The following is an 11563-nucleotide window of genomic DNA, read 5'->3' on the forward strand; positions in this document are numbered from 1 at the left end:
CCGAAGGTACCGCAGCCAACGTCAGAGAAGGCGCCGTCACGCGCGGCGGTTCGATGACGATCGACGCCCTGAGCGGCGCGACGGGGAACAACGCGGTCAAGCTCGCCGGCACCTATGCGACCGGCGCGATGAGCATCAAGGCCGACGGGGCGACCGATCAGATCGACCTGCAGGGCAGCTACGTTGCCGATACGCTGTCGATCGATGCCGGCTCCGCCGCAGGGCGGAACGATCTCACGCTGACCGGCACCTACCAGATCGGAGACATGTTCCAGATCCGCGGCGGATCGGGCATCGACATCCTGACCGATTCCCGCACGGTCGGCGGCATGCCGACTAGGGCCGAAATCAGGACCGGCTCGCTGTCGATCAACCTCGGCGACGGCGCCAACGTTGCGAGCCTGACCGGCAGCTACGACGTCACCAACGCTCTGGAATTCACCGCCGGCAACGCCGACGACGCCATCACCCTGACCGGCGGCATCAAGGCCGGCAGCTTCACCCTCGACGCGGGCGGCGGCAACAACACCCTGCTGCTCTCGGGCAGCTACACCGTCACCAACGCGCTCACGATCCGCACCGGCGCGGGCAACGACACCATCGACCTGCAGGGCAGCTACACCGCCGGCTCGATGGCCGTGGAAGCGGGTGCCGGCGACAACGCCCTGACCCTGACCGGCACCTACCGGATCGCGGACACCTTCACGATCGCCGGCACCGGCGGCACCGACACGCTGACCGACCTGCGCGTCGTCAACGGCACGTCGGCAAAGGCCGATGTCGAGGCGAAATCCGTCGCGATCGGCCTCGGCGACGGTGCAAACACCGCAACCCTTGCCGGCAAGTACCGGATCACGGACGCCTTCACGCTCACCACCGGGTCCGGCCTCGACACCCTGACCGACTACCGTCTCGTCGGCGCGGCAGTGACGGATTCCATCGATCTCCAGGCCGGCAGGATCGCGGTGGCGCTCGGCAACGGCGCGAACCGCGTAAGCCTCGCCGGCAGCCACACGGCCAGGACCGACTTCAACCTGACCGCCGGCACCGATGCCGACACCGTCACCGATGCGGCCGTCGACGGCGGCACCGTCGTCAAGACCGCGACGATCAAGGCGGCCGACATCGCGTTCAACCTCGGCGCGGGCGACAACGCCGTGACGCTGCTCGGCACCACGATCGCGACCTCGACGCTGGCGATGACCAGCCTCGGCGGCCGCGACCGCTTCGCCCTGCGCGGCCGGATGCAGTCCTCCACGACGACGATCAACCTCGGCGAGGGCGCCGACACCCTCGACCTCGCGCCGGTCTCCATCGCCGGCAACACGAAGGTCTTCGGCGAAGGCGGCGCGGATGCGATCAACGTCGATCGTCTGCCCGACCTGACCAGCAAGACCGGCATCCGCACCGACACGCTCGACATCGACGGCGGCCAGGACACCGACACGATCCGCATCCAGCTGGCCGGAACGTCGTCCTACCGCATCAACGTGACCGATTCCGGCGACGCGAACCGCGGCGTCGACACGCTGACCATCCTCGGCACGGACGCCGCCGACCAGTTCCTGATGCGCCGCAACTTCGTGGCGCTCACCCACCCGAACGCCGACGGCACGTTCACCAACACCGCCGTCGAGCGGATCAACTACGACATGAGCGTCAACGGGCGCGTCATCGTCGAAGGCGGCAAGGGCGACGACCGCTTTGCGATGGACGACAACGCCGCGCTGATGACCGTCGATGGCGGCGAGGGCAACGACGTCTTCCAGGTCGGCCAGGTCTTCGCGACCCCGCGCGACATGGCCAACGGCCTGCTCGCCGAGGACGCCTTCGAGACCACCAAGCTGTCCTTCGGTGGCTACCTTTCGCGCGGCATCTCCATCCCGACGGTGATCTACGGCGGCGTCGGCGACGACACCTTCCAGATCTACTCGAACAAGGCGGACCTGCGCCTCGAGGGCGAGGACGGCGACGACACCTTCATCGTGCGCGCCTTCGCCACCGACCAAGCGAACAAGATCAAGCTCAATGCCGGCGCCGGCAATGACCGGATCGAATACAACATCAACGCGCCGCTCGACATCGACGGCGGCTCCGGGTTCAACAAGATCGTCGCGCTCGGCACCGAGTTCAACGACACCTTCGTGGTCACCAGCGACGGCATCTTCGGCGCCGGCCTGTCGATCCGCTTCACCAACATCCAGTCGGTCGAGGTCGACGGCCTCGAAGGCGACGACACCTTCTACGTCCTGTCGACGCCGGCCGGCGTGGTCACGACCCTCATCGGCGGTCTGGGCAGCGACACCTTCAACGTCGCCGGCGACGTCAGCGGCGAGGTCGTGGCGCGCGACGCCAAGGGCAACTCGGCGGTCATCAACCACACCATCGCCAGCACCGATAAGCGCTTCGACGGCCTGTTCGTGCAGGGCATCAACGCCTCCGTCTCGGCGGCCGACGGCGGTGCCGTCAGCGACGAGGGCGGCCTGACGCTGCGCGAGGATTCCGTCATCACGACGCCGAATGCCGAGGGCAGCAGCGTCGGCAAGTATACGATCCTGCCGCCGTCTCCGAAGACGAAGCCTCTGATGGCGAGCGACACGGCCGTGATCACGGTCTCGGCCGCGCAGGCCTCCTCCCAGTCGCGCGCGCTAGCCGGCAATGCCGGCACGGTCGCGGTCTCTGCCGACGGCACCACCTACGCCGACATGCTGACGCTGACCTTCACGGCCGTTTCCGACGGCAATGGCGGCTTCATGTGGTCGCCGGCGCAGACGGTCTTCGTCCGCGCCAAGTCCGACACGGCGCTCGAGGGCGATCAGAACGTCGCCATCGGCCACTCGGTGGTCAGCACGAACATCGACGTGAACGGCACCTACGTGCGCACCGCGCTCGTCAAGGTCATCGACAACGACAAGCCGGGCCTGATCATCGTCGAGAGCGGCGGCAGCACCGCCGTGATCGAGGGGGCCCAGGGCCGTCCGAGCCAGGCGCAGAACAAGGACGGCTACACCGTCGTCCTCAACAACGCGCCGCTGGCGAGCGAGACGGTGCGCGTCACGCTCTCCGTGCCGGCCGCTCAGCTCTCGCAGCTCGTCTTCACCGATGCCGCAGGCAACCTGCTGCCGAAGGACGAAAAAGGCTTCGCCTACCTCACCTTCACTGCAGCCAACTGGAACGCGGCCCAGACCGTGACCGTGGCCTCGCCCGCCGACACCACGCCCGAGAACCGCTTCGTGGCCGAGATCAGCCACGTCGTGACCAGCCATGTCGGCAGCGCGACCGGACCGGAGGGCTTCTTCAAGGCGGCGCTCGTCGGCACCCCGGTCGTGCGCGTGCAGGTGACCGACGGCAACACGGCGGGTGTCGTCGTGACCCCCGCGGCGGGCGGCGTCGCGGTGACGCCGAGCCAGGATTCCTACTACGACCTCGTCCTGACCACGGCGCCGACCGGCCCGGTCACCATCAGCCTCGCCGGCGACGGCCAGACCATCACGGCCAGCAACGACAGCCGCTTCAAGGCGGCGACCTCCGGGAGCCCGGCCACGGTCACCTTCGACGCCTCGAACTACGACCAGGCCGTGCGCGTCATCGTGAAGCGCAATCCGAACGCCTCCCAGGCGACGTCGGACGTCAAGACCTTCTCGCGCCAGCCGCACGACCTCAGCCGTATCGAGGGACCGCTGGTCCTCGAGGGTGGCGTCGGCCCCGAGAGCCGTTCGCTCACCCCGGCCATCGTCCTGCCCGGCGAGAAAAATCCGTCCGTCGAGCGCAAGATCATCGATGACGGCCTCCCCGACTTCGACAAGGTCACGCTCTACAACGATACCATCTCGGTCGGCGTGTCCGGCACCCTGAGCTCGGACAAGGCCACCGGCTTCAGCCACATCGACGGCTTCGGCATGTCGACGAACGACGTCTCCACGGCGGCGAGCGGCAGCGCCAACGTCCGCACCTTCGACGGCGGCGTCACCTATCGCGGCATGCGCTCGGTCGAGCTGCTGCTCGGCTCAGGCGCTGACAATGTCACGATCACGGGCACGGCGCTCGACACGCTGACGGCGGTCCATGGCGGCGGCGGTGCCGACACCATCAAGGTCACCGGCTCCGAGGGCACCCTCGCCCTGTTCGGCGACACCACGGCCGACGGCAGCCGCTACGACGCGACGCCCGAGAAGCCGACCGGCCGCGCCTTCGCATTCCGTGACGAGGGCACGACCGGACCCGACGGACGTCCGGTCAGCCTCAACGACATCATCGACGCTTCGGGCGCCACGGGCCTCGTCATCATCGACGGCGGCGCGGGCGACGACACGATCACCGGTGGCAAGGGCCGCAACATCATCGGTGGCGGCACCGGGAACGACACGATCACCGGCGGCCCCGCCGCCGACGTCATCCTCGGCGATTCGAGCCTGAACCTCGACGACGTCCGCCGCATCGTGACGATCGCCGATCCCTTCTTCAACGAGCCGCGGGCTGCGGGCGCCGACACCATCGACGCCAAGGCCGGCGCGAACGTCCTCATCGGCGACCACGGCCAGATCTACCAGGACGGCTCGGCGACCGCCGGGATCGCACTGGACGGCACCCACGTCGTCAGCCGCGTGGTGTCGACCTACACGGGCGTCGGCGGCAGCGACACGATCACGGCGACGGACGGCGACAACATCATCCTCGGCGGCTTCGGCGCCGACAAGATCACCGCGGGCGCGGGCAACCACGTCATCCTCGGCGACAACGGCGAAGCCCTGTTCACGGGCGGCATCCTGACGAGCCTGCGCAGCATCGACGGCGCGATCGGCGGCGACGACACGATCAAGGCGGCCGACGGCAACACCACGATCGTCGGCGGCGCCGGCAAGGACGGCATCACCGTCGGCGCGGGAACGCAAGTGATCCTGGGCGACACCGGCGCGGCGACCTTCGTGCCCGGCACGCGCAGCGTCGGCGGCGTCATCGTGCCGGTCCCGGTCCTGACCGCGATCAAGACGGCCGACGACGAGGCCGCGATCGGCGGCGACGACATCATCAACGCGGCCGAAGGCAACGTCACCATCATCGGCGGCGCCGGTGCGGACCAGATCACGCTCGGCAAGGGCACGCAGGTCGTCCTCGGCGACAGCGGCTCTGCGACCTTCGTGGACGGGAAGATCGCCACCATCACCTCCATCGCCACCAAGGTCGGCGGCGGTGACACGATCAAAGCCGAGGACGGCGACACGACCATCCTCGGCGGCTTCGGCGCTGACATCATCAAGGTCGGCGCGGGCAACCACGTCATCCTCGGCGACAACGGCATGGCGCTGTTCGCGGCCGGCCAGCTCGCCTCGATCGAGAGCCTCGATCCGACGGTGGGCGGCGACGACGTCATCACGGCGGCCAACGGCAACGTCACCGTCATCGGCGGCGCCGGTGCCGACCAGATCACCCTGGGCGCAGGCCGTCAGGTCGTGCTCGGCGACAGTGGATCGGCAACCTTCACGAACGGCATGATCGCCACCGTGACCTCGATCGCGACCGGGTCCGGCGGCGACGACACGATCACGGCCAAGGATGGCGACACCACCATTCTCGGCGGCTTCGGCGCGGACATCATCAAGGTCGGCGCGGGCAACCACGTCATCCTCGGCGACAGCGGCATGGCGCTGTTCACGGCCGGCCGTCTCGTCTCGATCGAGAGCATCGATCCGGGCATCGGCGGCGGCGACACCATCACGGCGGCCGACGGCGACGTCACCGTCATCGGCGGTGCCGGTGCGGATACGATCACGCTCGGCACGGGTACGCAGGTCGTGCTCGGCGACAGCGGCTCCGCGACCTTCGAGAACGGCAAGATCGCCACCGTGACCTCGGTCGCGACTGATACCGGCGGCGGCGACACGATCGCGGCCAAGGACGGCAACACCACGATCCTCGGCGGTGCCGGCGCGGACGGGATCACGGTGGGCGCGGGCAACCACGTCATCCTCGGCGACAACGGCCGGGCGCTGTTCACGGCCGGCCGTCTCGTCTCGATCGAGAGCATCGATCCGGGCATCGGCGGCAACGACACGATCACCGCGGACGACGGCAACGTGACGGCGCTGGGCGGTGCCGGCGCCGACACGATCACGCTGGGCAAGGGCACGCAGGTCGTGCTCGGCGACAGCGGCTCGGCCACCTTCGAGAACGGCCTGATCGCGACGATCACCTCGGTGGCTACCGAGATCGGCGGCAACGACACGATCACGGCGACGAGCGGCGACACCGTCATCCTCGGCGGTGCGGGCTCGGACATCATCAAGGTCGGCGCGGGCAACCACGTCATCCTCGGCGACAGCGGCAAGGCCGTGTTCCGCAACGGACGCGCCCAGCGCATCGAGTCGATCACGCCCGACGTCGGCGGTGCCGACACCATCGAGGCGAAGGACGGCAATTCCCGGATCATCGGCGGCGCGGGTGCCGACACGATCACCACCGGCGCGGGCAACCACGTCATCCTCGGCGACAGCGGCGAGGCCGACTTCACCGTGACCGTGCTGGACGGGGTGGCGACGAGCCAGCTCGCACGCATCGCCACGACCGCTCCCTCGGTCGGCGGCGCCGACACGATCACCTTCGGTGCGGGCACCAACGTCGTGCTCGGCGGCGCGGCCGGCGACGTCATCAAGGGCGCCGACAAGGGCGCGGTGATCCTCGGCGACAACGGCGTCGTCACCTTCGATGCCCTCGGCCGGATCCTGCGCGCGCTCTCGACCGACACGGCGGTCGGCGGCGACGACACCATCGAGATTGGCGACGGCGACAACGTCGTGCTGGGCGGCTACGGCCGCGACGGCATCACCATCGGCAATGGCAGCAACGTCGTCCTCGGCGACAGCGGACAGGCCGATTTCGAGGCCGGCGCCATCGTCGAGATCGCCAGTACCAGCCCGGAGGTGGGCGACCGGGACACGATCAAGCTCGGCCGCGGCCGAAACACCGTCATCGCCGGTGCCGGCGGCGACAGCGTCACGGCCGGCGACGGTGCGAACGTGGTCCTCGGTGACGCCGGTTACGCCCGCTTCACCGCGGCGGGCCTGCCGATCATCGTCGAGACCACCTACGACAACGTCGGCGGCAGCGACGTCATCACGGTCGGCAACGGCGACAGCGTGATTCTCGGCGGCTCGGGCGGCGATTTCATCACGGCCGGCGACGGACGCGCCGTCGTGCTCGGCGACAACGGCCAGGCCACGTTCGACGCCCTGGGCCGCGTCGTGCAGGCCGCGACCACGGCCGCCACCTCGGGCGCCCGCGACGAGATCACCCTGGGCAACGGCGGCAGCGTCGTCGTCGGCGGCGTCGGTGCCGACAAGATCGTCACCGGATCCGGCTCGGACGTGATCCTCGGCGACAACGGCAGCGTCGTCTTCCTCGACGGCGTGCTGGTCTCGCTCGAAACCCTCGAATCGACCTTCGGCGGCGGCGATCTGATCCTGGCCGGCGAGGGCGACAACGTCGTGTTCGGCGGCGTCGGCGCCGACGACATCACCACCGGCGCCGGCCGCGACGTGATCCTCGGCGATGACGGTCAGGCCACCTTCGCGCAGGGCAAGCTCGTCCGTGTCACAACGAAGAACGAGGGCGTCGCGGGCGACGACACCATCCGCGCGGGCGACGGCGCCAACGTCGTGCTCGGCGGCTCGGGCAACGACGCCATCACCACGGGCGTCGGCGACGACGTCGTGTTCGGCGACAACGGCGCCATCGACTTCGTGAACGGTATCCGCTTCGAGGCGCTCAGCGAGCGTGCCGGCGGTGGTGGCCGCGATACGATCGTGACCGGTGCCGGCGCCGACCTCGTGATCGGCGGCCTCGGGGCCGACAGCATCGATGCCGGCCGGCTCGACAGCGATGCCGACATCGTGTTCGGCGACAACGGCCACGTCACCTTCGACGTCCTCGGCCGGATTACCCTCGCCGAGACCATGGATCCCACTCTCGGTGGCGACGACATCATCGATGCCGGCGCGGGCGCAAACATCGTCCTCGGCGGTGCGGGCTCCGACGCGATCACCACGGGCGGCGGCGCGGACGTCGTCCTCGGCGACAACGGCGCCGTCACGTTCAGCAACGGGATCCGTCTCGAAGCGACGAGCGACCGCAACGGCGGCGCGGCCGACACCATCACGACCGGCGCGGGCGCCGACCTCGTGATCGGCGGCCTCGGCGGCGACGTGATCGACGCCGGCACGACCGACTCGGATGCCGACATCGTGTTCGGCGACGACGGCCACATCACGTTCGATGCCCTCGGCCGCGTCACGCTGGCCGAGACCATCGACGCGACGTTGGGCGGCGACGACATCATCGATGCCGGCGCGGGCGACAACCTTGTCCTCGGCGGCGCGGGTTCGGACACGATCACCACGGGCAAGGACGCCGACATCGTCCTCGGCGACAACGGCAAGGTCCTATTCACGGGCGGAATCCGCTTGGAGGCGATCAGCGACCGCAACGGCGGCGGCGGCGACACCATCACCACGGGCGCGGGCGCCGACCTCGTGATCGGCGGTCTCGGGGCCGACACGATCGACGCGGGTCTCGGCGACAGCGATGCCGACATCGTGTTCGGCGACGACGGCCACGTCCTCTTCGATGCGCGGGGCCGCGTGAAGCGGGCCGAGAGCCTCGATGCGGGCTTCGGCGACGACGACACCATCGTGGTGGGCGGCGGTGACAACCTCGTCATCGCCGGCACCGGCGCCGACAAGGTCACCGCGCTCGGCGGCAACGACACCGTGCTCGGCGACGACGGCCGCGTGACCTTCGAGACGGACGGGCGCGTGAAGCGTGCCGAGAGCATCGACCTCGGCTTCGGCGGCAACGACATCATCGATGTCGGCGCAGGCGACAACCTCGTCATCGCGGGCGTCGGCAGCGACGTCGTCACCGCGCTCGGCGGCAGCGACATCGTCCTCGGCGACAGCGGTTCGGCGGAGTTCGACGGCGGGGTGCGCGTGGCCTTCGTTTCGACCGACACGGTCGGCGCCGGCAACGACCGGATCGACGTCGGCGACGGCGACAACGTCGTGTTCGGCGGCTCGGGCAGCGACACCATCACCACGGGCGCGGGCGGCGACATCGTCCTCGGCGACAACGGCTCGCTCACCTACGAACTCGGCGTGCGGGCCCACGTAGTCAGCGACCGCAACGGCGGCGCGCGCGACGTCATCGCCACGGGTGCGGGCGCCGATCTGGTGCTCGGTGGCCTCGGCTCCGACACGATCGACGCCGGCAAGACCGACGGCGACGGCGACATCGTCTTCGGCGACGACGGCGAGGTCACCTTCGACGGTCAGGGCCGCGTTTCGCTCGCCGAAACCATCGACCCGACGGTCGGCGGCGACGACGAGATCGACGCGGGTGCCGGCGACAACCTCGTCTTCGGCGGCGCGGGCTCCGACACGATCACCACGGGCGCCGGTGCCGACATCGTGCTCGGCGACAACGGCCGGGTGCAGTTCACGCGCGGAATCCGTGTCGAGGTGACGAGCGACCGCAACGGCGGCGCGGCCGACACCATCACGACCGGCGCGGGCGCCGACCTCGTGATCGGCGGCCTCGGCGGCGACGTGATCGACGCCGGCACGACCGACTCGGATGCCGACCTCGTGTTCGGCGACGACGGCCACGTGACCTTCGACGCCAGCGGCGTCGTGAAGCGGGCCGAAAGCCTCGATCCGGGCTTCGGCGGCGACGACACCATCGACGTCGGCGGCGGCGACAACATCGTCATCGGCGGCACCGGCAGCGACGTCGTCACCGCGCTCGGCGGCAGCGACGTGGTCATCGGCGACGGCGGCTACGCGGTGTTCGAGCAGGGCGTGCGCGTCGAGTTCGCCTCGACCGACACCTCCGACGGCGGCAACGACCGGATCTCGGCAGGCGCCGGCGACAACCTCGTCATCGGCGGTTCGGGCAGCGACACCGTCACGACCACCGGCGGCGCCGACATCGTGCTCGGCGACAACGGTCTCGTGGCGTTCGAGCTCGGCGTCCGGGCGCGTGTTCTCAGCGACCGCAACGGCGGCGCGCGCGACGTCATCGCGACGGGCGCCGGCGCCGATCTGGTCATCGGCGGCCTCGGCTCCGACACGATCGACGCGGGCAAGATCGACGCCCTCACCGACGACACCGATGCCGACATCGTCTTCGGCGACGACGGCCAGGTCACGTTCGACGCCCTCGGCCGCGTGAAGCGCGCCGAGAGCCTCGACATCGGCTTCGGCGGCGACGACGAGATCCGTGTCGGCGGCGGCGAAAACATCGTCATCGGCGGATCGGGCAGCGACGTGATCACCGCGCTCGGCGGCAGCGACGTCGTCCTCGGCGATCATGGCTACGCCGTGTTCGAGGCCGGCGTGCGCGTCTCCTTCGTCTCGACCGACACCTCGGATGCCGGCAACGACCGGATCGATGCCGGCGACGGCGACAACCTCGTCATCGGCGGTTCGGGCAGCGACACCGTCACGACCGGCAAGGGCGACGACATCGTCCTCGGCGACAACGGCCGCGTGAGCTTCGAGCTCGGCATCCGGTCCGTCGTCCAGAGCGACCGCGACGGCGGCACGCGCGACATCATCCGCACCGGCGCCGGTGCCGACGTCGTGCTGGGCGGTCTCGGTGCCGACAGCATCGATTCCGGCAAGGACGACGCCCAGCCGGACGTCGTGTTCGGCGATAACGGCCGCGTCACCTTCGATGCCCTCGGCCTCGTCAAGCGGGCCGAGAGCCTCGACCCGACCTTCGGCGACGACGACACGATCGATGCCGGCGGCGGCGACAACGTCGTCATCGGCGGCACCGGGACCGACACGATCACCGCCCTCGGCGGCAACGACGTGATCCTCGGCGACAACGGCTACGCGCTCTTCCAGGCCGGCGCGCGTGTCGAGTTCGCCTCGACCGATCCGGATGACGGCGCGCGCGACGTCATCAAGGGTGGCGACGGCAACAACATCGTCATCGGCAGCGTGGGCGCCGACGACATCACCACCGGCTCTGGCGCCGACATCCTGCTCGGCGACATGGGCGTCGTCCGCTTCGAGGACGGCCTCGTCAGCGAGGTCTACACGACCGAGGAGCGCAGGGGTTCGGGCGACGTCATCAAGGGCGGCGACGGCGACAACATCGTCTTCGGCGGCACCGGGCGCGACGAGATCACCACCGGCACGGGCGCCGACCTGATCGTCGGCGACTTCGGCGAGGCGAGCTTCACCGACGGTCACCTCGTGCGGGTCGCCTCGCTCTATCCGACGCGCGGCGACGACGACACGATCACGGCGGGCGACGGCGACAACGTCATCCTCGGCGGTTTCGGCAGCGACACGATCGTCGCCGGTGCAGGCGCCGACGTCGTGATCGGCGACAACGGCCTCGCGACCTTCCGCAAGGACGGCAAGCGCATCCTCGTGCGGACGACGGATCCGGAGATCGGCATGGCCGACAGGATCACCCTCGGCGACGGCAACAACCTCGCGCTGGGCGGTGCGGATGCCGACGTGATCACGTCGGGTGCGGGTGCGGATGTGATCGTGGG

Annotated in this window: 1 protein-coding gene (cut by a window edge); it reads left to right on the forward strand. The window is 69.8% G+C overall.

The genetic code is table 11. The features are described 5' to 3' along the window. Window positions 1-11563 carry part of the coding region annotated (locus MHA02_RS06085; protein WP_147077587.1) for a GLUG domain-containing protein on the forward strand (this coding region is incomplete at its 3' end). 26827 nt of the annotated region lie to the left of the window's left edge, so 11563 of the 38390 annotated nt are shown.

Origin of the sequence: Methylobacterium haplocladii (assembly GCF_007992175.1) — a bacterium.
Lineage (GTDB): Bacteria > Pseudomonadota > Alphaproteobacteria > Rhizobiales > Beijerinckiaceae > Methylobacterium > Methylobacterium haplocladii.